The sequence below is a fragment of the Rosettibacter primus genome (genome assembly GCF_036860675.1).
Classification (GTDB): domain Bacteria; phylum Bacteroidota; class Ignavibacteria; order Ignavibacteriales; family Melioribacteraceae; genus Rosettibacter; species Rosettibacter primus.
In genome coordinates, this window is sequence record NZ_JAYKGK010000001.1 from 239,455 (window position 1) to 266,357 (window position 26,903).

General features: G+C 29.3%; 26 protein-coding genes. 2 read left to right on the forward strand and 24 right to left on the reverse strand.

Translation table 11 applies throughout. The features are described 5' to 3' along the window. Positions 1 to 20: 20 nt before the first annotated feature. The 14 genes from acpS to VJY32_RS01155 form a co-directional block, all read right to left on the reverse strand. Positions 21 to 401: a holo-ACP synthase gene (acpS, locus tag VJY32_RS01090; RefSeq protein WP_353676027.1), complete on the reverse strand. Its 381-nt coding sequence runs from the start codon at positions 399 to 401 to the stop codon at positions 21 to 23. A 20-nt stretch (positions 402 to 421) separates the two neighbouring features. Beyond that, on the reverse strand, positions 422 to 1,336 hold the full coding sequence (locus tag VJY32_RS01095; protein ID WP_353676028.1) for an MlaD family protein: 915 nt from the start codon (positions 1,334 to 1,336) through the stop codon (positions 422 to 424). Beyond that, complete coding sequence (locus tag VJY32_RS01100; protein WP_353676029.1) at positions 1,308 to 1,685, reverse strand: hypothetical protein; 378 nt, start codon at positions 1,683 to 1,685, stop codon at positions 1,308 to 1,310. The genes VJY32_RS01095 and VJY32_RS01100 overlap by 29 nt, the downstream gene beginning before the upstream one ends. Beyond that, positions 1,682 to 2,944 carry a hemolysin family protein gene (locus tag VJY32_RS01105; protein WP_353676030.1) on the reverse strand — a complete coding sequence of 421 codons (1,263 nt, stop codon included), beginning with the start codon at positions 2,942 to 2,944 and terminating at the stop codon, positions 1,682 to 1,684. The genes VJY32_RS01100 and VJY32_RS01105 overlap by 4 nt, the downstream gene beginning before the upstream one ends. 67 nt (positions 2,945 to 3,011) lie before the next feature. Next, positions 3,012 to 3,464, reverse strand: a complete 453-nt coding sequence (locus tag VJY32_RS01110; protein ID WP_353676031.1) for a single-stranded DNA-binding protein — start codon at positions 3,462 to 3,464, stop codon at positions 3,012 to 3,014. 207 nt (positions 3,465 to 3,671) lie between these two features. Next, positions 3,672 to 4,925 carry an OmpP1/FadL family transporter gene (locus VJY32_RS01115; RefSeq protein ID WP_353676032.1) on the reverse strand — a complete coding sequence of 418 codons (1,254 nt, stop codon included), beginning with the start codon at positions 4,923 to 4,925 and terminating at the stop codon, positions 3,672 to 3,674. Between the two features lie 81 nt (positions 4,926 to 5,006). Next, on the reverse strand, positions 5,007 to 7,352 hold the full coding sequence (locus VJY32_RS01120; protein WP_353676033.1) for an endonuclease MutS2: 2,346 nt from the start codon (positions 7,350 to 7,352) through the stop codon (positions 5,007 to 5,009). Next, positions 7,349 to 7,900 (reverse strand): CvpA family protein, encoded by a 552-nt coding sequence (locus VJY32_RS01125; RefSeq protein WP_353676034.1) that lies wholly within the window; start codon positions 7,898 to 7,900, stop codon positions 7,349 to 7,351. The genes VJY32_RS01120 and VJY32_RS01125 overlap by 4 nt, the downstream gene beginning before the upstream one ends. Beyond that, positions 7,897 to 8,349, reverse strand: coding sequence for a GatB/YqeY domain-containing protein (locus VJY32_RS01130; protein WP_353676035.1), 453 nt, complete (start codon positions 8,347 to 8,349; stop codon positions 7,897 to 7,899). The genes VJY32_RS01125 and VJY32_RS01130 overlap by 4 nt, the downstream gene beginning before the upstream one ends. Positions 8,350 to 8,418: 69 nt before the next feature. Beyond that, entirely contained in the window at positions 8,419 to 8,832 is a 414-nt protein-coding gene (locus tag VJY32_RS01135; protein ID WP_353676036.1) for an ExbD/TolR family protein, read from the reverse strand. 15 nt (positions 8,833 to 8,847) lie between these two features. Next, complete coding sequence (locus VJY32_RS01140) at positions 8,848 to 9,393, reverse strand: ExbD/TolR family protein (protein WP_353676037.1); 546 nt, start codon at positions 9,391 to 9,393, stop codon at positions 8,848 to 8,850. A gap of 19 nt (positions 9,394 to 9,412) precedes the next feature. Further along, positions 9,413 to 10,108, reverse strand: coding sequence for a MotA/TolQ/ExbB proton channel family protein (locus tag VJY32_RS01145; protein ID WP_353676038.1), 696 nt, complete (start codon positions 10,106 to 10,108; stop codon positions 9,413 to 9,415). 117 nt (positions 10,109 to 10,225) lie between these two features. Then, entirely contained in the window at positions 10,226 to 10,912 is a 687-nt protein-coding gene (locus VJY32_RS01150) for an SDR family oxidoreductase (protein WP_353676039.1), read from the reverse strand. A 2-nt stretch (positions 10,913 to 10,914) separates the two neighbouring features. After that, positions 10,915 to 11,958 carry an endonuclease/exonuclease/phosphatase family protein gene (locus tag VJY32_RS01155; protein WP_353676040.1) on the reverse strand — a complete coding sequence of 348 codons (1,044 nt, stop codon included), beginning with the start codon at positions 11,956 to 11,958 and terminating at the stop codon, positions 10,915 to 10,917. A gap of 86 nt (positions 11,959 to 12,044) precedes the next feature. Between VJY32_RS01155 and polA the strand changes: the two genes are divergently transcribed. Next, positions 12,045 to 14,834 carry a DNA polymerase I gene (gene polA / locus VJY32_RS01160; protein WP_353676041.1) on the forward strand — a complete coding sequence of 930 codons (2,790 nt, stop codon included), beginning with the start codon at positions 12,045 to 12,047 and terminating at the stop codon, positions 14,832 to 14,834. Here polA and VJY32_RS01165 read toward each other — a convergent pair whose 3' ends face one another. From VJY32_RS01165 to VJY32_RS01210, 10 genes are all read right to left on the reverse strand, one after another. Beyond that, complete coding sequence (locus tag VJY32_RS01165) at positions 14,835 to 15,416, reverse strand: hypothetical protein (RefSeq protein ID WP_353676042.1); 582 nt, start codon at positions 15,414 to 15,416, stop codon at positions 14,835 to 14,837. Position 15,417: 1 nt separating this feature from the next. After that, positions 15,418 to 16,458 carry an outer membrane protein assembly factor BamB family protein gene (locus VJY32_RS01170; RefSeq protein WP_353676043.1) on the reverse strand — a complete coding sequence of 347 codons (1,041 nt, stop codon included), beginning with the start codon at positions 16,456 to 16,458 and terminating at the stop codon, positions 15,418 to 15,420. A gap of 104 nt (positions 16,459 to 16,562) precedes the next feature. Continuing rightward, positions 16,563 to 19,364 carry a peptidase MA family metallohydrolase gene (locus VJY32_RS01175; RefSeq protein WP_353676044.1) on the reverse strand — a complete coding sequence of 934 codons (2,802 nt, stop codon included), beginning with the start codon at positions 19,362 to 19,364 and terminating at the stop codon, positions 16,563 to 16,565. Positions 19,365 to 19,507: 143 nt separating this feature from the next. Then, on the reverse strand, positions 19,508 to 20,539 hold the full coding sequence (locus tag VJY32_RS01180; RefSeq protein WP_353676045.1) for a bifunctional phosphoglucose/phosphomannose isomerase: 1,032 nt from the start codon (positions 20,537 to 20,539) through the stop codon (positions 19,508 to 19,510). A gap of 8 nt (positions 20,540 to 20,547) precedes the next feature. Continuing rightward, positions 20,548 to 22,296 carry a phosphoenolpyruvate--protein phosphotransferase gene (ptsP, locus tag VJY32_RS01185; RefSeq protein ID WP_353676046.1) on the reverse strand — a complete coding sequence of 583 codons (1,749 nt, stop codon included), beginning with the start codon at positions 22,294 to 22,296 and terminating at the stop codon, positions 20,548 to 20,550. A 1-nt stretch (position 22,297) separates the two neighbouring features. After that, on the reverse strand, positions 22,298 to 22,564 hold the full coding sequence (locus tag VJY32_RS01190; protein WP_353676047.1) for an HPr family phosphocarrier protein: 267 nt from the start codon (positions 22,562 to 22,564) through the stop codon (positions 22,298 to 22,300). Next, the gene (locus VJY32_RS01195) at positions 22,564 to 23,562 is read right to left on the reverse strand and encodes a polyprenyl synthetase family protein (RefSeq protein WP_353676048.1); all 999 of its coding nucleotides are present in this window, start codon (positions 23,560 to 23,562) and stop codon (positions 22,564 to 22,566) included. The genes VJY32_RS01190 and VJY32_RS01195 overlap by 1 nt, the downstream gene beginning before the upstream one ends. Further along, positions 23,559 to 24,593: a type 2 isopentenyl-diphosphate Delta-isomerase gene (gene fni / locus VJY32_RS01200; RefSeq protein ID WP_353676049.1), complete on the reverse strand. Its 1,035-nt coding sequence runs from the start codon at positions 24,591 to 24,593 to the stop codon at positions 23,559 to 23,561. Before fni ends, VJY32_RS01195 begins: the two co-directional genes overlap by 4 nt. Positions 24,594 to 24,661: 68 nt before the next feature. Then, on the reverse strand, positions 24,662 to 25,501 hold the full coding sequence (locus VJY32_RS01205) for a hypothetical protein (RefSeq protein ID WP_353676050.1): 840 nt from the start codon (positions 25,499 to 25,501) through the stop codon (positions 24,662 to 24,664). Positions 25,502 to 25,511: 10 nt separating this feature from the next. Further along, positions 25,512 to 26,285, reverse strand: a complete 774-nt coding sequence (locus tag VJY32_RS01210; protein WP_353676051.1) for a class I SAM-dependent methyltransferase — start codon at positions 26,283 to 26,285, stop codon at positions 25,512 to 25,514. A 150-nt stretch (positions 26,286 to 26,435) separates the two neighbouring features. Between VJY32_RS01210 and smpB the strand changes: the two genes are divergently transcribed. Further along, positions 26,436 to 26,897 (forward strand): SsrA-binding protein SmpB, encoded by a 462-nt coding sequence (gene smpB, locus VJY32_RS01215; protein ID WP_434968519.1) that lies wholly within the window; start codon positions 26,436 to 26,438, stop codon positions 26,895 to 26,897. The last annotated feature ends 6 nt before the right edge of the window (positions 26,898 to 26,903 follow it).

The following is a 26,903-nucleotide window of genomic DNA, read 5'->3' on the forward strand; positions in this document are numbered from 1 at the left end:
TTGGGGAATTATGAATTGTTTTACTGTGAAAATTTTTGAGATAAAACAGCAACACAAGTTACATAATTATCCGAATGGCTCATTGATATGTGCAAAAGTTTGTCTTGACCAAGAAAATCTTTTAATCTTCCATGAAATTTTACTGTAGGAATTCCGTTTATTTGATTATTGATTTCAATATCTCTCCAGTTGAATGTTTTATTAAACGGAGAAATTGCTTTTATGATTGCTTCTTTTGCTGCAAAACGTGCAGCAAGATGTTGATATTTATTTTTTTTGTTTAATGAATACTCTAATTCAGTTTTTGTAAAAATTCTGTTTAAAAATTTATCACCGTAATTGTCAACACTCTTTTTTATTCTATCGATTTCAATTATGTCAATTCCAAGTCCAAGTATCATAATAATAAATCGTTGATTAATTAAAACAAATCAATTTTTGCATCGACTTTAATTCCACTTGATTTTAATTGTTCCAATAAGAGTATTGATAAATCTTTAAGTTGCTTGATAGATAATTTAAGGTCTTCTATCATTTCCTTATCGTTAAGTGCTTTGCCTAAATTATTTTCCGATTTATTTGTTCTATCAATAAACTCATTCACACTTGAAATTAACTTTTGTGAATTGTCCAGTGTTTGTTTTAATAAACTAATTGTTACTTTTAATGAATCTTTATTTACAGTCATAAAATCATTTACTGATTTAGTAAGTTCAGTGCCTTCGTTCAATAAATCAGCGATTTTATTTTTATTGTTTAGAATGAGAGTATTTAGATTATTTGTTAAGTTATTCAAGTTCGTTAACGAATTTTTAAGTTCATTATTGAATTGGGAATCTGCAAAAGTTTTATTAATGAGAGTAAGAGAAATTTTAACTTCTCTAATTACATCCACAAGGTCACTTTCAACAGTACCTAAAACTGCCATTGCTGTAGAAATATCACCAAGAAATTCTCCTTTATGAGGTGCATTATAGTCAATAATATTTTTTGAAATTCCTGGATTAATCTCAATTTTTTTGCCACCCATTAAATCAAGCATCATAACATAAAATTTTGCATCTTCTTTAAGTTCTATATCTGAATCAAGATTTAATAATACTTCAACTTTAGAATTGGAAATTTTTATATTGTCTACATAACCTTTTCTTACTCCATTAACTGTGACCGGGTCTCCAATCTCAAGTCCTGCAACCGAGTTAAATTCAATTGTCATTTTTTTTCGGTCCGCGTTTATTGTAATATTTTTTGCCCAACCGTAAATCCAGAGTAAAATAATTATTCCAATAAATACTGTAATTCCAACTTTAATTTCTGTTTTTCTTTGATCTTTCATTTTCTATTGTAAGTTTTTTAAGATTATTAAATTCAATTGAATCTACTTTATTATCTTCGATAATAATTTTCACATAGTCAATCATTGATTGAAATCTATTCATAGCAATTTCAAAGTTTTGCTTTTTCAAATCTTCGGTTTTTGTTTCAATAAATAATTTTAAAGAATCATTATAAATGCCTTCATCCATTTTACTAAGTTTTTCATTCAATTTATTTAATGTGATATCCATAATTTTTTCTTTACCATAATCTTCTAATTTATATCCATATTTTTTATAAAGGTATATACCGCTACTAATCAACACTGTCAACAAAACAACAATAGTTAGAAAGCATCCTTTTTTCATGGATTATCTTCTTGTTGTGAAAGTTTTTCTATAAGAACTTTTCTGATTCTTTTATTCGAAATTTCTTTGACAGTAAATTTATAGTTATTAAAAGTAAAATGAAAACCTTGAGAAGGTATAATACCAGCTTGATTTAAAATAAACCCTCCAACAGTATCATAATCTTTATTTTCTGAAGAAAAATTAAAATCTAGTAAATCATTTAACTCGTCTATTGACAGTTTACCACTGACAAGATATTCATTTTCAGAAAGTTTTATGATTTGTGATTCTTCTTTATCATATTCATCACGAATATCACCAACTATTTCTTCAAGAATATCTTCGAGAGAAATTAATCCTGCAGTGCCACCATATTCATCAACCACAATACCCAAATGGAGTTTCTTTTCCTGAAAATCATGAAGTAAATCGTTAATATGCTTAGTTTCAGGGACAAAAAGAGCTTCTCTTGCAATTTTTTTGAGAGATAATGTTCTACGAAGTTCAGGGTTTTTCAAGTAAGGAAGCAAATCTTTTGCATAAATTATTCCTTGAATGTCATCTAAACTTTTTCCGTAAAGTGGTATTCTGCTGTGTCCTGATTCTGTTATCGTTTTCATTAATTCTTCAAAAGTAGCATTTAATGGGACAGCAATTATATCTACACGAGGAGTCATAATTTCTCTTACTGTAACACTTCGGAATGAAACGATTCCCTGAATTAATTCCTGTTCATCCTGTTCTATTGTTCCTTTTTCAAGACTTAAATCGGCTAGTTCACTAATTTCTGTGCTATGCAATGCAGTTTTTAATTTATTTGCCTTAAGTTTCGAAGTACTGATTCTTAATACATCTGTCAAAATTTTAGCTACTGGAAAAAATATTACGCTAATCCAGTAAAGTGGAATTGATACAATCTTTGCAAATTGAACAGGATATCTATTAGCCCATAGTTTTGGGGTTATTTCACCAATCAAAAGAATAACTATTGTAAGTAAAATTATTTGAACACTTAAAGCTATTTCTTTTGAAATATTATAAATTCTTGCTATATCAATTGCAATCAGGACAGATGTAATTGATGCAGCAATATTTACAATTGTATTTCCTAATAAGATTGTTACAAGAAGTCTTCGGGGATTTTCAATTAATAAATTAATATACCCTCCCATTAAGCCATGCTCTTTTCTGATTTCTTGCACTTTCTTTTTATCAATTGAAAAAAGTGCAACTTCTGAACCAGAAAAGAAAGCAGATAAAATTAAACATATAATCAAAACTATAATGCGTAATAACCAATCAAAATCCAATGAGATAATAATCCTAACTTATTCTACATACTAATTAAAAAGGTAAATCATCATCTGGTGAAGACGAACCAGAATTAAAATCTGGAGAAACACTATTTTCACCTTCAACATTAACATCGCTCTTAGTTGCTGCAGTATCAGAATTAGATTCAACCTGCTCTCTGGCATCAAGAGGAATTATTTGTTCAGCAACAATTTCTGTCACATACCTTTTTTCATCTTTAATTGAATATTCTCTTTTATTTATTCTTCCTTCAATATAAAATCTTTTCCCTTTTTTGAGAGCTTGTTTGTAAAAATCTGATAAATTAAAACATACAATATTATGCCAGGTAGTTTCACTTACCCATTCATTATTCTGATTTTTGTAACTCCTTGATGTAGCAAGAGGAAATGTTGTTATAGCTACATTGTTTGTTGTAAATCTTGTCTCGGCATCAGCGCCTAAATTTCCAATTAACATTACTTTATTAAGTGAGAATGCCAATTTGCTCACCTTTATTTTGTTATACTTTGCTTTATAAATTTATTATTATTAAATGACATTATCAAAAAATGAGAGTAATATCTATAATTTGCTTTTTAATCAGATATATCAGTTACTTTAATCAGCCAAATCTCGAGTTCTTAAATAAACAGAATACTCTGTATCTCCTAAAAATAAGAGATACAGAGCATTAAATAATCTCGTTAATTATAATGAATATGCTAAATTAACCCCGAACAGATGAGCAGTATTTGAATATGTTCCATTAAATCCAAATTTGGAATTAGATACTTTTCTATCAGAGAATAAAAGCAATAAATACGAAATATCAAGATGCAGATTTTCTGTTAACTTTGCTCCATAACCAATATTCAATCCTACTCTATCAGCATCAGGTAAAGTTGGCTCAACATATTCAGTTTTAACTGGATTTCTATCATAGAATATTCCGCCTCTTAATTTGAAAGCAGAGTTTACATCATATTCAAACCCAGCTCTGACTATAAAAGTATTTTCATAATTTCTTTCGACAGAAGAAACATTTTGTTTTCCATTAAGAGGATTCAAATCAAGGTCATAATTTTCAAAAGTAATTTCTAATTTGTCATAACTTGACCACCCAACATATTGAAAGTCAGCTGTTAAAACTACATTATCAGCGGCTTTATATGCAATTCCAATAGTAGCATTTTGAGGAGTAGTTAATGGAGCAGTAATATTTCCATTTGGGAATGGTAAATCACCAAGTTGAGGATGTTTAAAAGTAGCGGGTTCACTTGTAGCTGTTCCTTCAAGGTCAAAACTTACTTCGCTTCTATAACTTAAACCAACTGATAATTTTGGTAATGGTTTATATAAAATTCCAGCTGCAAATCCAAAAGCAGTTCCATCACCTTCTAGTGTTAAAGTAAAATCACCTCCTACAGGAGAAGGAGACTTTCTTTGTATCTTAACATCAGCCCATGCAAAAGTACCACCAACACTTAATGATAAATTATCTAATAATTGATAGGCAACAACAGGAGTTATAAAAAATGTTTTAAGTTGTGTATCAAGTGCTAAATATTTTCCTACCCATGTTGAGGGCCATGTTGTTCCCAATCCATAAGGATTATTTACTGCTATACCTGCATAAAACTTATCTGTAATTTCTTGAGTTACATAAAAATTAATTGGAGTAAACACATTAGTTTTTTGTTCATATTCAAGTTTTGTTTCACCAGGTACTTTATATGCTCCTAATGGAGCTATAAGAGTAGAACCTAAATAAAACTGAGTACCTTTTAATTGTGTAATACCAGCTGGATTAAAAAATATTGCTGAAGGGTCATTTGCAAGACCAGTAAAAGCACCGCCCATTGCCATAGCACGAGCACCATGTTCATTAAGCTGAAATCCACCAGCAAATGCACTGGTAGCAAATAAAGTAATAAATAATAAAATTGGTAATACTTTTTTCACACGACCTCCTCTATGTTTGTTAAGAATTCAGTGAAAATATAGTTATTTGTTTTCTAAAAGCAAAAAGAATTATTTTGTAATTTATTGAAATTCGACAATTGTAATACCATCACCACCGTATTCAATATTTGCGTAATAAAAATTTTTTACTCCCTTATAATTTGTTAGAATGCTTTTGACAAGTTGTTTTAAAGCTCCTGTTCCTTTTCCATGTAAAATTTCTACTTTATCCAGACCCTGCATATTTGCATTGTCAAGAAATTTAATTATTTCAAGTTCTGCTTCGTCAGCTCTTTTGCCACGAATATCCAGTCTAAAATTAATATTGTCTGTAATGATATCGAATTTTTTAGCTTGGTAATCTTCAATTTCTGATTTTTTTGCTGGTACTAATTCAGAATATTTTGCTTTGATTTTTATAGAACCTATAGTTAATAATGCTTTATCTTTTTCTTTATCCATTTCTTCAATTATTCCAACAGAAGTTGTTCCCTTTATCGAAGCGTAATCCCCTACTTTTAATTCATATTGACTTTCTTCTTTTACCTGATGCAAAAATATTTTCTTTATTTCTTTTTTTGTAATCTCAATTTCTTGCTTTTCTCTTTTAATTACATCACGGGCTGCATTTGATTCTTTAATATTTTTAATTGCATTCTCTAGCTTTTTATTTATTGTCCCCAAAATCTCATCTGCTTTTCTTTTTGTATCCGCAAGAATTTCTTTTTTTTGTTTTTCGAGTTTATCAATTTTTTCTTGATAAAGATTCGATAAACTTTTAAGTCTTAGGTTTTCCAATTCGAGTTTATGCAGTTGTTCCCTTAATGCTTTAGATTTTTTCTCAAGACTTATAAGAAATTCTTCAATTTTAATTTTATCTGTTTCAAGAAATTCTTTTGCAAGATTTATAAATTTTTCATCCAATCCAATTCTTTGAGCAACTTCAAAAGCATAACTTGAACCAGGCATTCCTTGATTAAAAATATAAGTCGGTTTCAATTCATTGGTGTCAAATTCCATAGACGCATTTTGAAAACCCTCAAGTTGATTTGCAATAACTTTAAGAGAGCCATGGTGTGTTGTTGCAAGAACTATTGCTCCTTTATCTCTCAAGGTTACTAAAACTCCAGATGCAATTGCAGCCCCTTCAGTTGGGTCTGTTCCAGTTCCAATCTCATCAATTAATACAAGTGTTTTTTTCGATGCTTCTTCAATTATATTTTTAATATTTGTTAAATGTGAGCTGAATGTGCTTAAATCATCTTCAATTGATTGAGCATCTCCAATATCTACAAGAACTTTTTCAAAATAATGGAAATTAGAATCTGGATTGGCAGGAATAGGAATTCCTGATTGAGCCATTAAAACAAGAATCCCCATTGTTTTAAGTGCAACCGTTTTACCTCCTGCATTCGGACCAGTTATAACAATTACTTTTTCTTTATCTATTTTTAAATTGAGTGGAACAGTATTGTTAATTCCAATCTTTTTAATCAACAAAGGATGTCTGCCATCAATAATTTGAAATGATTTGGATTCATCAAAAGATGGAAACGAACCAATAATTTCAATTGAGTATTTTGCTCGAGCAAAAATAGAATCAAGTTCTGCAATTGTATCAAGTGACTTTAATAACTCATTACATTGATTTCCAATTCTCAAAGTCAACGTTTTCAAAATTTTTTCTATCTCTCTTTTTTCAGCAAACTTTAATGAAAGAATTTCATTATTTAACTCCAAAGTTTCTTCTGGTTCAATGTAAACTGTTTGTCCTGTTGATGATTCAGAATGAATAAATCCGCGAACATGACGTTTGTGCTCTGCTTTCACTGGTAGAACAATTCGTCCATCTCGTTGCGTGATATATTCTTCCTGAACAAGATATGATTCACTTAATTGCTTTAGTAATTTATTAACTAATTTCTGGAGCAAAAATTCTTTTTCTTTAATTTCATTTCGAATTGACCTTAATTCATTGCTTGCATCATCTCTTATTTCTCCACTTTCTGTAAATACTTTACTTATCTGATGTTCAAACACTTTGTCTACAAACAAAAAGTTTCTTAATTCCAATAATTCATTATGTTCATTGTCTTTTGGCTTCAAAAACTGATATAATTTGCGAGATACTTCTGCAAGTTTTAGTACCTCCAATATTTGTTTAGAACCAAGAATAACACCTTCAATTCTACTGCGATATAAAGTTTCTGTTAAATCAGGCAAATAATCAATTGGAGGAAAGTCATTTTGAATAAGAATTTCTTTAGCTTGATTTACTTTATTACCTTCACTTATTACTTCTTTTAATGAATCTAAAGGTTTTAGTGAAAGAATTTTACTTTTCCCTTTTTCAGTAACACAGTATTTAGAAATGTGAGATAATATTTTAGAGAATTCTAATTTTTCTAATGTATCTAAGCTTATCATTTTGTTATGATAGAATCTATGGGTGGAGTTTTAATTGTATCTTTATTTTCGATAAAATTCTTAATCAAATCAGCTGCTTTTGATTGATGACCAATTATTAAATCAATTGATTTGGGTATTATATCAGATACATATGAATACATTAAAGATTCTTTTTTTGTTATTTCATTTGGAAATCCAATAATATCCAGTAATAAGAAAATTCCACTCAAGAAAAAAAATATTTGAACAGTGCCAATTAATCCACCAATAAACTGATTTAGAAATTTATTTAATTTATCAACAGGATGAATTATTCGTTTCAATATTGAAGCAATAAGGATTACTATTAAAAATATTAGAATACCAGATATGACATTTGAAAGATAATCATCATTATTAAAGAAAGGATTTAAGTATTTCCCCAAAGTTTGAGAATATTCAAAAGCTAAAAAGAAAGCTAACACTAATCCAATTAATCCAATTATTTTTCTTACTAGACCATCTTTAAACCCAAGAATAAATCCTATTGCAGCAATTACAATTATTAAATAATCTATGTAATTCAATTTGTGCTCAAAAATTTTTCTACAATTTCTTTTATAACTTTTCCATCGGCTCTGCCTTTTAATGTCTTAGCAGCTAAAGGCATTAATCGTGGAAAATCACTTTTATCTTTTGCATCAATTTCAGCTGCAAGTTTTTTTACTTCTTCTAAAATTTCTTCATTTGACAACTGCTTAGGAAGATATTCTTCTATAATCTTCAATTCATTTTCTTCCTTTTCTGCAAGTTCAGGTCGATTAGCATTTTGATATTGTTCTATAGCTTCTTTTCTTTTTTTAGCTGCAGCAGTAAGAATACGGATTTCTTCTTCAGGTGTTAATTCTTTGTTAGAACCGCTTTTTTCAAACTCAAGTATTAAAGCACGGATTGACCTTATTGTTTCAAGCCGTATTTTATCTCCGGCTTTCATTGCTTCTTTTAAGTCATTATTAATTTTATCTTTCAAGTTCATATATACCTCAAAAAAAAAGGCAGGCCATTTTCAAGAATAACCTGCCTCTTATTTTTTATAAATCTATGTTTATATTTTCAGCATAGCTGAATAGTTTATTCGCAAGCATGATGCTTTTCTAAGTTCCTGCTGTATATCAGTAACTATGCCCATTTCAGAATTTTTATCAATCCTTAAAGATACAATTATATTAGGCAGTGCTAATCTTTTTGCATACATAATTTTTTGAACATCTTCCAACTTTACAATGCTATCGTTTAATTGAATTCTACCATCGTAACCTACCCATATGTAAGATATTAACCTTTTGTTTTCAATTTTTTCAATAGCTTTTGCTTCTGGTAATCTGAATTTTACCAGTACATCAACTTCGCGTAATGTTGTAGTAACCATAAAGAACAAAAGCAGCATGAACACAATATCTGGCAGTGATGCAGTTGGAATCTGCTGCTTTACAGAAGCTCTCTTTTTCTGAAATTTCATCTATCAACCTCAAAATTATTTTTTTACGGTTTCTGGTTCTGCAATACTTATTGTTATAGGTATCTTTTCTTTAATTTCTTTCATTTCTTCACTTCGGTCATCAATATCAATCAAACGTTTTCCAAATCTTGAACGAGCATATTCCTCACGCACCTGAAAATAAGCTTCTTTGATTTGGTCTAACGCTTGTATATACAAATTATAATTTGTCTTTCTATCAGTTTTTATTGATACCACAAGTTTTTTATTTGCAGGTAAATCAATCTTACTTTCAATTCTTGGTTTTAATACTTTTGATATTTGAGGAATTGCAATAATTTCATTATTAAGTAGTACATCACCATTTTCATTTACCAGTACTGCTGCAAGTCTGTCTTTAGATATTGGTACTAATTCCTGTTCTCCTGGTGGAACATATTCAGGTAAAACCAGACCTATACCAGTGTCAACATCAATTACAGTAGAAACCAAGAAGAACAGCAGAAGCAAGAATGATATATCTGCCATAGAACTTGTTGGTATTTCTGCTTCTGGAAGTTTTCTTTTCTTTAGCTTAACCATTTTATAGTTCTCAAATTAATTAAACTTGTTTTTTAGTTTTCAATTCATAGAGAGCATCAATCAATTCAATTGAGCTTTCTTCCATATCAGCTACTAATTTATCGATACGGGAAACAAAATAGTTATAGAATACCTGCAAAATCATTGCAACAACAAGACCAAACAATGTTGTTAACAAAGCTACAGAGATACCACCTGCAACGATACTTGGAGAAATTTGAGCAGCTTCTTTAATAGCATCAAATGCTTGAATCATACCCTGAACTGTTCCAGTAAAACCAAGCATAGGTGCAATAGCAATAAATGTTGAAATCCAGATTAAACCTTTTTCGAGGAAGCCCATTTCAATTGCTCCATAAGCCATAATAGCTTTTTCAGCAGCATCGAGACCTTCATTAGCTCTTAGTAAACCAGCATGGAATACAGAAGCAATTGAACCTCTTGTATTTTCGCATAATTTTATTGCTTCTTCTACGCCACCATTTTTTAATGCATCTTTTACCTGAACAATAAATTTCTTTGTATTGATTGTTGCTCGTGATAATGTCCAGAGACGTTCAAAAGCAAAACCTAATCCAATAACTAAGCAGCCGAGTATTGGCCACATAAAGAATCCACCTTCTATAAATTTTTGTTGCAAATATCCGACTAAGCTTGGTTCTTGGACCTGGGCTAAAATTGTCATCATAAATCCTGAGATATGTGTTAGTTCCATATAGGAAAACCTCCAATTGTGTTAATTAATAAAAATAATTTTCAAAAATTGTGTGGCTAACATTAAATAAATGAGCCAAAAAAGTCAATAAATTATTTATTGACAAAACAAAATTAATCAATTTTCTATCAATTCAAAAAGTGAAATTATATTTCCATTAAAAATTTCCCAATCATCAAAAATTTTTTGAACCACTTTACAAATTTTTTCTGGTGGAATTAACTTTGTTTTATCTTTCATCCATTCTCTATTCTCGGGAGTATCAATTATGTAAGGTGCTATAGCATTGGCAGTCATCTTAATTAATTTGCCTTCAACAGCTAAACTTTTTACTAAATAATTTAATGCACTTTTTGAAACGCCATAAGCCGCAATGTTCGGTTCATTAATAAAACTTGAATAAGCACTTGTAAAACAAATTGAACCGCCTTTACTCTTTTCGATTAGAATCATAAAATATTTCGCTATAAGAAATGAAGTGGTGAGATTAATGTCCAATAACTTTTTCCATTCATCATAAGGGGTCTCTGAAATACTTTTTCCTCCCCAGTAAGTTCCTATTGTATCAAATAAAAATAATAATGAATTATCAGGAACATTTACTTTCGAAAAAGCATCTTTAACATTTTGTTCATCAGTTAAATCGTTGATGTAAACAATTTCTATATTCTTTGATTCATACTTTTTTTCTAATGGTTTTCTTGTAAATAAGTAATATTTATCATAATCTTGATTTAAAAAATATTCAATTGCAGTGCTTCCAAGATGTCCCGATGAACCAAATAATAAAAATATTTTATTCATAATTATTTCCTTTCTTTTATAAAATAAAATTTTGCACCTACTGGATAATGGTCACTAAATCCACCTATATATTTATTACCTGAATAAGTTGGAATTGGTGCTCCAATTTTTTCTCCTGACTTCTGAACCATATATGAAGGTTGAATTATTTCAAAACTGTCACATATATAATCTAAATTCATTCTATCGAACAAAGATGATGAAACAATAATCTGATCAAGCATATTCCAGTCACTTCCATAAAGATATGTTCCTTTTCCAGATAGAAAACTTTGATACGTCAGATTAATTAATTCCTTTGGTTGAATATTTGTCGATTCACAATTAAATTCTTTTGCATTTAGTATTTCTTTTATTGAAGTATTATCGGGTTCGTCATTAAAATCACCAAGAATTATAATTTGCTCTTTATCATTAATTGAAAATAATGAATCAACTTTTCCTCTTAATACTTTAGCAGCTGTAATTCTATTTGGTTCAGATTTTACCTGACCACCCAATCTTGAAGGCCAATGATTAACAAATATTTGCAGAGTTGTATTACTTAATTTGTGATTTAATGTAACATGCAATATATATCTTGTTTTTGCCCCATTGGGCAAATTTACTTTTAATGTATCAGCTGAAATAATTTTGAAAATATCTCTATCGTAAATTAATGTAACATCAATTCCCCTTTCATCAGGTGATTCTCGATAAACAGTAACATAATCTCGATACGGCAGTTTATATAGAAGCTTTTTTACTACATTAATATTTTCTACTTCCTCAAGAGCAAGAATATCTGGTCCACATCCATCATTCATGAAATTAATAACTCTAACAAGATTTGAAAGCTTTTGCTCGAGTTTATCATCAGTCCATTGCTTTTTACTTGCAGGAAGGAACTCCGAATCATTTTTGATTGGGTCATCTTCTGTATCAAATAAATTTTCCACATTCCATGCTGCAATGAATATTGTATCGTTGTGCTGATTATTCTGACAGCTAACAGAGAAAGGCAGAAGTAAAAATAAAATTAATAGTAGATTAATTATTTTTTTCATAGTGTATTGTATGGTTATTAATTGTTCTAATTTTTATTTTCCATAGAGAATATAAAAAAATAATTAAGTGATAAAAAGAAATTATTATGAAAGAAAGCAAAAAGAAATTTGTAATCATTGATGCAATGGCTCTTGCCTATAAAGGATATTACGCTTTTATATCAAGACCATTGATGACTTCCAAAGGTGAACCAACATCGGCAGTCTATGGTTTTGTAAGTCAGCTATTAAAAATTATTGAAGATACAAAACCAGATTATATTGCAGTAGCATTTGATTCAAAAGAAAAAACATTCAGACATGAGAAATATGAAAATTACAAATCATCACGCGAAGAAATGCCGGAAGACATGATTCAACAAATAAATAGAATTAAAGAAATAATTGAAGCATTCAAAATTCCAATTTACATACTCCCTGGATATGAAGCAGACGACCTTATTGGAACAGCTGTAAAAAAAGCTTCAAAAGCAGGATTGACATGTTATGCAATTACGCCTGATAAAGATTTTATTCAACTTGTCTCTGATAATGTAAAACTTATTAAACCAGGGAAAACAACAGATGAAATTGTAATAATTGATGAAGATAAGGTTCGAGAAGAATACGGCTTTGAACCAAAACAAATGACAGATTATTTAGCCCTTGTCGGTGATTCATCTGACGATATTCCCGGAGTTGCAGGTATTGGACCAAAAACTGCTTTACCATTAATTCAAAAATTTAAGACACTTGAAAACATTTATAAAAATTTAGATAAAATTGAAAAGCAAAGCATTGCCAACAAACTTCTCGAAAATAAAGAAAATGCTTTTTTATCTAAGGAACTTGCAACAATTAATACAGAAGTCCCATTTGAAATAAATTTTGAAGTAGCAAAATTACAACAACCTGATTTAGAAAAATTATTGAAGATTTTTAATGAGTTGGAATTCAAAACTTTTGCATCAAGAATTAAAAAAATGTATTCCGAAAAAGCTTCAGAAATTAAAACTGAAGAGATAATTGAAAAAATACCGGAGAATGAAAATATTCAGGTTTATGACAAAAGCAAGGTAAGATATCACTTAATCACAAAAAAGGAAGAAGCAAAAAATCTTGCTGAAAAATTATTATCTCATGATTTATTTGTTTTTGATACCGAAACAGATTCGTTAAATACTTTCACAGCAAATTTAGCAGGCTGTTCTTTTTCTGTAAAACCAAAAGAAGCATGGTTTGTTGCAGTTAATCCACAAAGAGTAACTGATGGATTATTTACAGCCAATTTATCTGAAAGATTACCTATTGAAGATTTTATAAATATTTTCAAGCCAATTTTTGAAAATAAAAAAATCAAAAAAGTATGTCAGAACGGTAAATATGATATATCGATTTTGAAAAGATACAATATTGATGTAGAAAATTTTTACTTCGATACAATGCTTGCAAGTTATGTTATTGACCCTGACCAAAAACATGGAATGGATGAACTTTCAGAAAAATATTTGAACTACAAACCAATTCCAATTTTAGAATTAATTGGTTCTAAAAAAACACCAGAAAAAATATTCGAAGTAGATGTTGAAAGGTTATCAGATTATTCGTGTGAAGATGCAGATATTACTTTTAGATTATATGAAATACTTGATAAGATTCTAAAAAAAGAAGGCTTGGAAAAGATTGCATACGAAATTGAATTTCCACTTGTTCCGGTTCTAGAAGATATGGAAAGAACTGGCGTACGGATTGACACAAAAATTTTAAAAGATTTCAGCAAAGATTTACAAATTCTTCTTGATAATTATTCTAATGAAATTTACAGATTAGCTGGAGAAACTTTTAACATTAATTCAACTCAACAATTACAAAAAATTTTATTCGAAAAACTAAAGCTGCCAGAAACAAGTAAAACCAAAACAGGATTTTCAACAGATGCACGTGCACTTGAATCTCTCAAAGGCACTCACCCGATTATTGATATCATTATGGATTATAGACAAGTATCAAAATTAAAATCAACTTATGCTGATGCTCTCCCGGATTTAATAAATCCATTAACAGGAAGAATTCATACAACATACAATCAAACAGCAGCATCTACCGGAAGATTATCAAGCAACGACCCAAATCTCCAAAATATTCCAATTAGGACTGAACTTGGCAAAGAAATTCGCAGGGCTTTTGTTCCTCGAGATAAAAATTTTGTTATTCTAAGTGCTGATTACAGCCAAATTGAATTAAGAATAATGGCAAGTATTTGCGGTGACGAAACTTTAATAAAGGCATTTAAAAATGGAGAAGATATTCACAGAAGAACAGCTGCACTTGTGTTCAAAGTTAATCCTGAAGAAGTAACACCCGAAATGAGAAGAAAAGCAAAGGAAGTCAATTTTGGTATTTTATATGGTCTTGGTCCTTTTGGATTAAAAACAAGATTAGGAATTTCTCAATCTCATGCAAAAGAAATTTTTGATAATTACTTCAATTCATTCAAGAATGTAAAAAAGTTTATGGAAGATTCAATCAAAAAAGCACAACAAAAAGGTTATGCAGAAACTTTAATGGGCAGAAGAAGATATTTAAGAAATATTAACAGCAAAAATAAAGTTGTTCGTCAGTTTGAGGAACGTGTAGCTATCAATATGCCAATTCAAGGAACAGCCGCAGATATGATTAAATTAGCTATGATAAAAATCTACAAAGAACTTAAGAAAAGAAAAGCCCAGACAAAAATGATTCTTCAGGTACACGATGAATTGGTTTTTGATGCTCATAAAAGTGAAGTTGATGAGTTAAAATTTGTAATTAAAGAATTAATGGAGAATGCTTTGCCACTTAATCTGCCTGTTGTTGTTGATATTGGTATTGGAGATAACTGGCTGGATGCACACTAATTATTCAAGTAAAAATTTGTAAATCAAATAACCAAAATTTATCTGCAATAAACCAAATGCAATTCCACTGTAAAGATCCAAGCGATTTACTCTTTTTAATATTTCTTTATCACCAGTTGATAAATATTCGTCATACTTTTTATCTGCATTAATTTTAAAATATGCAGCCGTTGCTCCAAGAACTGCCGAAGTTCCAATTAATATCTTGAGCCAATTCGATTCAGATAATTCGTTTTTCTGAAAATTGTTTATTCCCGCTATTGAATTTTCATACAAAATATTTTTAATGCTTTTTGATTCTTGCAAATGAAATGTAAAATTGTAATGATAGTTACATTCTCTAATCCGAATTGTATCAATAAATTCGCTACCATTCCATTTATTTAAAAATTCTTTGATATAAATCTCATAAAAGCCGGTATCAAGTTCTGTTATTATATTTCCTTTCCCCGCATAATTATTATTAATAAAAATGTATGCATCAATTTTGTTTGTGTTGATTGTAACAATACTTTTACAATTCTGTGCATTCAAATAATTTAGTGTTAAAAATAGTATTAAAATTACTTTAATAAACTTCATCTTAATTCTCTATGAAAGTTTTGTAAGCAAAAATTTGTCCTCTGTCTGCACCAAATAAAATTAAACCATTGTAATAAACTGGTGAGAGCTTTACTCTTGTATCAAATTCTAAGGTCTTTTTGATTTCTCCATTTTCTGGATTAATGAAGTAAATTTTTTTATTAAAGTCTGGCTGAATTAAAAAGTTATTTAGAAGCAATGGAGTAGAATTAATAATACCTTTTGTATCAATGCTCCATTTTAATTTTCCATCACTTTTGAAAATAGAAAATATTTTCCCGGAAAGATTGCCAATAAAAATATTTTTAGAATTAAAGACAGGCAGAGTTACAACATTTGATTTGCTATTGAAAACCCAATTAATCTTTTTCGTCTGAATATTAAAAGAAAATAACTTGCCGCTGCTATCACAAAAATAAGCAGTGTCATTATCTAGAGTTATTCCGTTAATATTATCTTCAGAAATTTTTTCTCTGAACAATATTTTGCCATCGCTTGATGATACAATAAATAATTCTCCCCTGTCATTACCAAATATTATTATACTTTCATCAGATGCAGTAATTGAATGTGTGGACACTTTTGTTTCAATTGACCAGATTTTTATTCCTGCATAGTTAAATTTAATTAGTTCTCCCCTGTCGCTTAAAACAACAATTCCATCTTTCAATTTGAGCATTTCGCTATTTATGCTTCCTCTAATTTTTGTTTCACTTAAAGTTTTAGCATTATTTATATCTTTCATAACAAACAAAGAATAATTTTCTGTTTTAAGATTAACTGCAAAATAAATTCTTAATTTGTTAATAATTGGGGCAACAGTAATTGAACCAGAATATTTGTAGAAACCATATGATTTTCCTGATTTAATATTAAAACCATAAATTCTTCCCGATAAATCACTCACAAAAAGAAAATCATTATTAATTATAAATGAAGTATTCGATTGGCTACCGTTTGTTTCTGCTTTCCAGATTAATTCTAATGAATCGGTAATTGAAACATCTTCATAAAAATTTCTCTGAGGAATTTTACCAAACATTAAAATTCCTGAATCACTGAAATGAAAATTTTTTATTATCAAATCATGAGAACATGATGTTAAGAAAATAGAAGTTATAAGAAATATTTTAATATTTCGAAAAATCAAAAATCCCATCCAAAGAAAAATTGATAAAATAATTTTGGTTGAAACCTATTAAAGTTGTTTTCAATTTTCTTTCCAATATCATAACGCAGAGCAATAGCATTGAACAAATTAATTCTAAAACCAAAGCCAATACTTCCAAGAGTTTCTTTGTAAGATTTATCCCATGCTGAACCTGCATCAAAAAATAGAGCTCCTCGAATATTGAAAAAGCTTAATCCTAAAAATGGAAAGTTAATCTGAATTTTATCAATCAAGGGAAATCTTAATTCAACAGAAGAAAGCCACAATTTTTGACCTCTAATGCTCCAGCGGGGCCAGCCTCTTAAATCCCAGCTGCCGCCTGCAAAATATCTTCTTGCTTCTTTTCCGTTATTCACAAATAGAGCAGCCCTTGTTGCAATTGCGCTTCTTAATCCTAATCTATAATATTTTCTATAATCAATAATAAATGAGTAATAATTTACATTGCTATATTTTACATCGCTTGTGTAACCGAGTAATATTCGAAAACGAGAGCCATCAATCGGACCTGTTGGTGACCAAATAGAATTATCATGAACAAAAGAAAGTGAATTTGATACTAGCACTGATTTTCTTGAAATAATATCCCCAATTAATTCTTTATCTGAATTTGCAATGCTGACATCTGCTTCAATTCTTTGAAAACTCGAAAATGGATAATGAAGTTCGAAGTAACTGCCAAAAACTCTTTCATAGAAAAATTCATCCGATTCAGTGATATCATATCTTCTGCCTGCATAATGAAAAATGCCATAACCGAAATTTGTTCTCCGTTTCAAGCTAATTCTGCTTATTGCAACATTGAAATTTTTTAATATTTCGCTTTGGACTTCTGCAGTATTATAAACATAAAAGATATACCTATCATCACCAAGTAAATCACTTAAAGAAAATAAAGCTCCTCCACGAGAACCATAAATTGGGTCAGTAGATAATTGGCCAACAGCATAATCAAGTGTGTATTCGTTTTCATATTTTAATTTGTCCTGCTCAGAAGGAATGATAATCTCTTTAGCAAGCCACAAATTTCTTGTTTTCATTAAGTCAAAAGGGACTGTTGAATATGAAAAATGTTTATTTAAAGTAAGATTATAAAATTGGAATGAATATTTCTCGAAAGCTGATGTAATCAATGTGCTGTCGTTTACAAATGTAAAACTATAAACACTTGTTAAAAATTTTGTAACCTGAAAAATTTTATTCTCGTTCTTATTTACATAATCTAATTTCCAGATGTTAAAAGTTCCGTCATAATCACAATTAAAATAGAGTTCTGTATAATCAGAATTAAATTGCGGAGAGGAAATATTTGCATTAACATAAGTGAGATAATAGATGGAATTATCTTTCAGGTCATATTCAAATAAATTATACTTTTGTTGAAATTCTCCTGCAGTTCTATCCGAAGCAAAAATTATTTTCGTATTATCTTTATTAAAAATCGGGTCAATATCTGAATAATAATCATTTGTAATTCTTACTAATTCTTCATTTTCAAAATTATAAACATAAATATCAGTATAACCTTTTTTATCTGCTGCTGTAAAAAGAAGCAATTTACCATCACTTGAAAAAGAAGGTGAACGAATTGTTATTAGACTTGTTGGAGAAATTTGATTATCTAAATTATTGAATCGAAGCGTCTTAATAATTTTGTTTTCTTTGATGGAATAAATATGAATCACATCACTATAAAGCGATTTTGTTACAAATGCTATTTTGCCATCTCTAGAGACATCAAGAGTTTTTTCAAGCAGGTGAAAAGATTCAAAATCAGATTCTCTTTCCCCTTCAATCATTATTTCAGGTTTTTGAATTTCATCACTTTGAAAATCATATTTCATTTTAAATACCGAAGAATATCCATTATGATTACCAATAAAATAAATTTCTTTTACACCATTATTTTCATAAAATCTTGGTTCGAAATTAAATCCTTCATCAGTCAATTTTTTTGATTTTATAAAATGCGGATAATTATTTTGAAGAAGAGGAAAATATTTCTGCTGAAGAAAATAATACCATTTATTTCCAATGTCTTTAATTGATTCTCCAATAGTGAATTCAAGATTTTCTTTGAACGTATTAAAACGCCAGAAATTTTCCATTAGTTGAAGAATTTTTTCTTCACCATAATTTTTTGAAATAAATTCTAAAAAACTTTGACCTTCCTTATAAATTATGTATCCTGATGCAGCATCAAGTTCTTCAAGCGGGATAAAAAAATTGTTCAGTACAAAATCCCGCATAACCATTTCTGATTGAGTATCCCAATCGAATGACCAGTATTCTGCAAGACCTTCAACAAACCAGAGAGGCGGCATTCTTTCGGTTTCAATCCGATGGTCACGCAATACATTGAATATTTTATTTGTCATAAACACATGAACAAGTTCATGACGAATAACATGTTTAAAACTACTCAGCGAACCAAGATATGGAATTACAACACGTCCTTTCATAAATTCAAAAAATCCACCTACTCCTTCTGGAATGAAGTAAGGTGTAACATTAGTTTGTTGAAAATGAATATGTGTATTATAAAAGATGAGAGGAATTTTTGTCGTTACATAATGATTAAATTTAACTTTGTATTCCTCAAATGCTTCTTCAGCAAACTGAGCACCAATTTTTGCAATTTGTTCGAAATCATCATAGTAATAAATATTAAAATGCTCTGTTTTGAGAACTTTCCAATTAAATTTTTCATATTGAACTTTGTTGCGCCCGAAGAAATAAAATTGTGCAAAAGCAATTTGAGGGATTAATAAAATCAAAAAAATATATTTTGAAGTTTTATTGTGAGCTGTCCAAAAAGGAAAAAAAGAAGCTAAGGCATTTTTAAGAACATTTATACTTTTCTTAAAACTGAAGAAAGAAATTTTCTGAATAAAAAAATTACTTTTTGGACAGCTGCATCTCAAAGACGTTCCTTAAGATAATTTATGTTATCAATTGTAGTTGGGTCATATCCTCTAATAATGGCAAAGTAATATGTAGTCCAATCACCAAAATAAATTAAATCAATCAATCTCAATTTATAATTTGGTTCCGTGCTTTTTAAGTCAATTATTTCGCAGCCGGATTTTTTAATAACTTCAGAAGTAATTTCCAATCTTTTCTTAACCTGAGGATGATAATCATCATCCCAGATATTGATAAGTTTTATATTCATTTGCTGTGGATTGTATCCTTCCCAACCCATTATTTCATTATGATCAAGTTCAGGGAAATACGAGAAAAAAGCATGATGTTTTGAATTTTCGTTGAACTGTCCCTTAAATCTTGTCCCAACAACAGAAGTATAATCAGCAACAGAATAAATTAATGGAACATAACCCACAAGATTTTCAGCTAAATTGAGAGCGTCATTTTTTTCTTTTGAGTATTCCTCGCCTTTTCTTTTTAACAAATCAATAACCTGTATAACATTTTCACTTTGATCTGGTATGAGATTTAATGAATTAAAAACATTTAGAACAGCATAGAAATTAATCCATAAAGCAAAGCGTGGTTGATAACCTTTTAGAAGTTTTGCAAGTGGAAGATTATTTTGTTTTGCAATATCTTCCATTTTGCCGCCTGTTGTAACACAAACAATCTGGCATTTCTTTTCAAGTGCTTGATTTAATGCAGAAAGAGTTTCCTCTGTATTTCCTGAATATGAAGAAGCAATTATTAATGTATTTTCATCAGCAAACAAAGGAAGCTCATAATTTCGGTTAACAAAATAAGGGTATTTTAATTCGGTTCTGAAATAATTTTGAATAAGTTCACCTCCAATAGCAGAACCGCCTAAACCAGTAAGGATGATATTTTTAATTTTCGATTTGTCAATTGACGATAAATCAATTTTGAGATTCCATGAATATTCAACTTGAGTATAAGAATCTTTTAATACCTGAAATTGATTTGATGCATCATACTTTTTAATCATTTCTGAAATATCCATTTTATACCTCAATATAAGTTTTGAATTTTATCCTGAATTTTGTTATTGAAAAACTCATGTAATTTTTGATTTATTTCTTTTTCAGAATTTAGTTGAAGACATTCTTCTGCTAATTTTTTCATCTCTTCAAATTTTAGGCTACGGATAATTTTTTTATGAAATGGAATTCCTGCAGCTGACAAACTCAATGAGTCCAGCCCAAGTCCAATTAATAAAGGAACAGCTATAGGGTCGGCTGCCATTTCTCCACACATACTTACAATCCTGTTTGATTTTTTTGCTTCTGTAATTATATGATGTAAAGTTCTTACAACTGCAGGATGAAATTCCTGATATTGACTTGATACGATGTCATTACCTCTATCAACTGCTAATAAATATTGAATTAAATCATTTGTGCCAATACTTAGAAACTGCACTTCCTGTGCAAATTCTTTTGTTAGAACAGCAGCTGAAGGGACTTCAATCATGATTCCTACAGGCATATGTTTATCAAAGGTTTTGCCTTCTTTCTGAAGTTCTTTTTTGCATTCTTCAATTAATTTTTTGGAATTGATTACTTCCTGTAAAGAAGAAATCATAGGCAGCATAAACCAGACATTTTTATGGGCACTTGCACGCAACACTGCACGAATTTGAGTTTTGAATAAAGCAGGATTATCAAGAAGAAGACGAATTCCGCGCCATCCCAGCATTGGATTTGGTTCATGCAAATCAACAGGCAATACTTTATCTCCTCCAATATCAAATGCTCTAACAATTACTATCTTGGGGTAAATTTGTTCTGCAATTTCTTTATAAACTTCATATTGTTTATCTTCATCAGGAAAAACTTCATACTCTTCAAATAATTGTTCAGTTCTTACAAGTCCAATTCCATTGGCACAATTGTGAATAATAAAAGTCATTTCCTCAGATAAATCAAGATTTGCAAAAAGACTTATTTCTTTACCATCAAGAGTTTGAGCAGGAAGTTCTCTTAATTTTAATAACTCTTCGTCATATTGTGTTAGTCGTTCAATTTTTTTTCTGTATTCGGCAATATGTTTTTCATCTGGATTAATATAAACCTGTCCATGAAAGCCATCTACAATCAACAAATCGTTATCTTTAATTTTATTTGTAGCTTCATGAAGTCCAACCACAGCAGGAATATTTAATGAACGAGCTACAATAGCAGCATGAGAAGTTAATCCTCCGAAATCAGTTACATATCCTTTTACATTAACTCGAGAAAATAATACTGTATCTGAAGGTGATAGATTAGAAGTAACAACAATAACATCACTTGTAATTTTTGATTTCCATTTTTTCTTTTTAAGATTTCGAATAATTCTATTTTTAATATCTTCTATATCGTGAGAACGTTCTTTCATATAAGGTTCATTGGAAGCACTCATAATTCTTGTATACTTAGAAATTTCATCATCAACTATAAATTCAGGCAATTTTTTTTCTTTTTTAATTCTTTCTTTAATTGTGTTAATTAAAATCGGGTCATCAAGAATCATTATTTGTGCTTCAAAAATTGCTGCGCGTTTATCTCCAAGTTTATCAACAGCAAGGTTAAAAATCTTTCTTAATTCTTTTTTTGATTGTTCTAAGGCATTATCCAAATTTTGGAGTGCTTCTTCTACATTATCTACATAATCATCAGAAACGGATTCTTTTTCCTTTGCATACAAAAATGCATGAGCAATTGCAATACCTGGAGCTGCAGCTATTCCCTTAAGAACATTTTCTTGTTTTTTATCCATATTAAATCTCGTCAAATCCTCTGTTAAAATAATCAATTATTTCTGCTGCTGCTTGTTCTTCATCTTCACCATCGAATATTAATGTTATCTCAGAACCTTTTTCTGCAGCAAGTGTCATAACTCCAATAATACTTTTGCCATTAATTTGCATTCCATCTTTAAGCAAATAAAAATCACTTTTATATTTTGAAGCTAATTTAACAAGAGTTGCAGCAGGACGTGTGTGCAAACCAGCATTATTTATAATTTTTACCTTCTTTTCAATCATTATTTCATTCTGCCTATTAATAAATTTGCTATCCAGTTCATTAATTGACTTCCTTCTTGATCAGGAAGTTTTGATAAATTCTTTAATGCAAGATTAGTATAATAAATAATTTCATTTTTAGCATCTTCTAAAATATTGTATTTGTCATAAATAGTTTTATACAAATCTACTTCTTCAGGTGATATTCCTTTATTCTTTATTACTTTAAGTAACTTCTTTTTATCTATGCCATCTGATTTTTCTAATGCTTTTAAGAATAGATAAGTTTTTTTCCCTTCAATTAAATCACTTCCTATTTTTTTACCAAACTTTTTTTCGTCACCTGTTATATCAAGTAAATCATCCTGAATTTGAAAAGCCATACCAAGATTTTTCCCATAATTTTCAACAATATTAATAAAATTCTTATCTGCATTGCAAATTCTTGCACCTATAGAACAGCTCATTTGAATAAGAGCAGCAGTTTTTTTGTAAATCATAATTTTATATTCATCAATTGTTACATCACCTCGCAATTCAAATTCTTTATCAAGACTTTGTCCTTCGCATACTTCTATAATTCCTTTTGTAAATGCAGAAACAATTTCTCCTGTATTGCCTTTGCAATCTTTAAGCAAATTATCATATGCAAGAGCAATTAAATTATCACCAGTTAGAATAGCCGTACTTATATCAAATTTTTTATGAACAGTCGGCCTTCCACGTCGTAAATCAGAATTATCCATAATGTCATCATGCACTAGAGTAAAATTGTGAACCAGTTCAACGGCAATAGCAGCATTATAAACCTGATTAAATTTTCCTCCCACAGCTTTTGCCGAAATTAGAACCAAAAATGGTCTAATTCTCTTTCCACCTCCTGTTATTGAATATTCACAAGGTTCATACAACGAACGCGGATTTCTTTTTGATAATAACTTTTTCAACCTGCGTTCAATATAATTTAATTCCTTTTGATAAATTTTTTGATAAATATTTTCCTGAATTTTTGATTTCAATATAGTTCCGATTTTTTTATAAGTTTTACTTTTTTTAACTCACCAATATTTTGTGCACCTGTCAAATACATTACTTTTTTCAATTCATCAATCCATAATTCAAGTAACTTCACAGTATCTTCAATGCTATTCACAACAGATTTTAGAATTAACCTTGCAATGCCAACTATGTCGGCTCCAAGAGTTAAAGATTTTGCAATATCAATTCCATTAGCTATTCCGCCTGAAGAAATTAATAAAAAATTATAATCTTTTTTGAGTTCGCTTACAGTTCTCAAGCAATATGAAGTAGGTAAACCCCAATCTCTAAAAATGCTTTTTTGACCATTTCTTAATAATTCAACAGCTGCCCAGCTTGTGCCTCCTGCACCTGCCACATCAATTCCTTTAACGCCAGCATCAAGCAATTTTTTTGCTGCGGTCTTACTTATTCCGCATCCAACTTCCTTGACTACAAAAGGTAATCTAATTTTTGATGTTAGCTTTTCAATATTTTTAAGAAGCCCTTTAAAATTTGGTTCTCCTTCTTTTTGTAAAATTTCTTGCAATGGATTTAAATGAATAATCATTGCATCGGCTTCAATTAAATCAATTAAATAATTAATCTCCTCTACAACATTTTTTGAATTTGCAACCTGATAAGCACCAATATTGCCTACCAATGGAACATTTCCACAATTTTTTCGAAATACTTTATATGATTCTAAATATTTTTTGTTATCTAAAGACTGTCTTTGACTTCCAACACCAATTGGTATATTAAAAGTCTTTGCAACAATTGCCAATCGTTCATTTATTTTTTCTGATTCTTTAGTTCCACCAGTCATTGAAGATATAAGAATTGGATAAAAAATTTTTTTTGAAAAAAATTTTGTGGTTAAATCAATTTTATCAAACTCCACTTCAGTAATTGCATAATGTTCAAATTCATAATTATCAAAACCATTCGATTTTGTCAAAAAATTAACATCTTCATTCAAGCAGATGTTTATGTGTTCCTTTTTCCGTTTAACTACTTTAGAATTTGACATCAATAAATTCTCGAATTTAACATTGAAAATAAAAAATTTTTTTGAATTAGATTTTTTACAAATGCAGGTTAATCGGGCATTCTGTTAATCTCTACCTGAACAACATAATCTCCCATAAATTTTTGTCTGGAATTTTTAAAATCAATCAAAGAAATCTGAATATATCTTTTCACATCACTTTTTATTTCAGAAATTAAAGTGCCTTTAATTTTATAATCATCATTTTTTTGCCAGTCTTTTGATTGCATTTTCCAATTTTTGCTCAAACAATTTTTTATGCTGCTAATTAATTCCCGTAATATTTTTTCAGCTACTTTTAAATCATTCCCTTCATAAAATTTTGCAATGTATGAACCATCATTCTCATCAATAAAAGCATCAACCGAACCATTAAGTTTTACAAACGACTGTTTTGAATTTATAGGTGTTTCAAGTAATAAAAAGTATGCTTTTGAATGTGCAAGCAAAAAATTGAGTGTTGTACAAAAATCTGAATTTTGTGGAAGTGATATAGAATTGACTGCTGCAACTGCCAATTGTAATGTGTAACTTCCAAGCGATGTAGAATCTCCAACCACATATAAAATCCATTCACCGCTGACAGGAATTTTTGTAATTATTGTAGCAATATTCTTTTTTTCAGCTAATGTTTCCTTAAAAACTTTTCCTTCAGGATTTACAAAAACTAAACGTGGTGTAAATTTATCTGAATAAACAAGAAAGTTTACTTCTTCCCCTTCATAAAGTTGAATTTCATATCCATCATATCTTCCAAAATTTTTTTGATACTTATCAGATTTTTCTAATGAACCTTCAATCTTGTTAAATTCTACTTCAAACTGTGCAAAAAGAGATATGTTTAAATATAGAACGAAAAGGAATAGAAAACTTATTTTAATTTTTTTCATGTCTTTTCCCTCAAATAATTTTGTTTGTTTTCTTTAGTAAAACTTCACAACCTAAAGAAATGAATTCACTTAACAGTGGAATATCAGGAACTTTAATAGTAGGCAATCCAAATCTTATACTGTAAATAGGTCTGAAGAGATACAAATCTTTTTTGACTTTCTGGAAATTATATTCCTTAGATAATCTTTCAAATTCTCTGATTGTGCATCCTGTAGAAAAATGAAGTTTAATCTCACCAATAAAATCTTCTCTTTCATTTAACATTCTTGCAACAGGTTTAATAATGTATTCCGGGAGTAAATGCAAATAAGGAATTGCTTTCAAAAAACTTTTACCAATTTGTTGGTGTCCAGCAAATGGAGAATATTTTGGAGGGAAGCTAATAAATAAGAATCCATTTTCATTCAATAACCTATTTAAGTTTTCGAAAGCTGCATTTTTATTTTTAATATGTTCAATAACTTCTCTCATAATTATAAAATCAAAACCTGAAGTAAAAACTAAGTGATTAGAAATTTTTTCTATCAATTTAGAATCAGTTATATCTCCAACAAAAATTTTTAGCGCAGGATTTTTTCTATGTGCAATCTCTACTCTTTTTTCATCAAGTTCAATTCCAGCTGCATCTATTCCTATAGAAATTAATTCTTCAATTAATCCACCTTCTGCACAACCAACTTCCAGTACCTTCAGTTTTTTAAAATCAGGAATATGTTTTTGAAAAAAAGGTATCAAATAATTTCTTGTAAATTCTTTTTGTTCGTAATAATGTTTTTCTGCCATAATTTTTTTATAATTCTTGAGTTCCAATTTAAACAAAGTTTGATAGCTCTCAAATAAGAGTTGAAAATTTTTTCAAAATGAATTTGGATAAAGTAAAATTCTTGCATTTATTTGTCATTAAAAATAAATTTTGTTCGCTTTTTTTTAATTATGATAGAAAATTTTGAAGAAAAGAACATCACTGTTAACCGTAAAGCTCAGCATGAGTATTTTATAAAACAAAAATACGAAGCTGGGATTGTCCTTGTAGGAACTGAAGTAAAAGCTTTACGGCAAAACAAAGCAAGTTTGGTTGACAGTTATGCTGTTATACAAAATGATGAAGTATGGTTGATTAATGCAAATATTTCTGTGTATGACCAGGGAAGTTATAATAATCATGACCCATTAAGAAAAAGAAAATTATTATTGAAAAAGAATGAGATTAGAAAATTAAAAAGAGCAATTGAAGAAAAAGGAAACACATTAATACCATTAAGAATGTATTTCAAAAATGGAAAGGTAAAAGTTGAATTAGCACTTGCAACAGGTAAAAAGAAATACGATAAACGAGAGGACATAGCAAAAAGAGATTTTAATAGAGAAATGCAGAGAAAATTCAGACAGAAATAAAGGAGA